Origin of the sequence: Halomonas marinisediminis, from assembly GCF_004347715.1 — a bacterium.
Taxonomy (GTDB): Bacteria; Pseudomonadota; Gammaproteobacteria; order Pseudomonadales; family Halomonadaceae; genus Halomonas; species Halomonas icarae.
Window position 1 is genome coordinate 1 of sequence record NZ_SLTR01000198.1, and the last position, 316, is coordinate 316.

The 316-nt window shown below is 76.9% G+C and carries 1 pseudogene; it reads right to left on the reverse strand.

The window, feature by feature from the left end:
• Positions 1-294: pseudogene (locus tag E0702_RS16370) on the reverse strand (hypothetical protein); the annotation flags it as partial.
• Between the last annotated feature and the right edge of the window lie 22 nt (positions 295-316).

Genomic DNA, 316 nt, shown 5'->3' on the forward strand with positions numbered 1-316 from the left:
GGCGGCGTCCTCCGCGGCGATTGCGGCGGCGCCGGAGGTGTCCGACAGCACGAAGATATGTGCGCCTGCGTCCAGCCCCACCCGGTCGAGGCCCGCGCGCAGGGCGACGAGATGGGCGGCCAGCGGCGCGGGGTCTTCCTTGCACAGGGTCACCAGGAGGGCGGTGCGGCTGGCCGGGCGCCAGCCCGCGGGCACGGGCGGTTCCGGGTCCGGGCGCAGGGCAAGCCCCAGAAGGGCTGTCGCCGCCCCGCCCGCGATCCAGACCGCGCCGAGCATCACCAACGGCAGCGCCAACAGCGCCCCGGGGGTCCAGTCG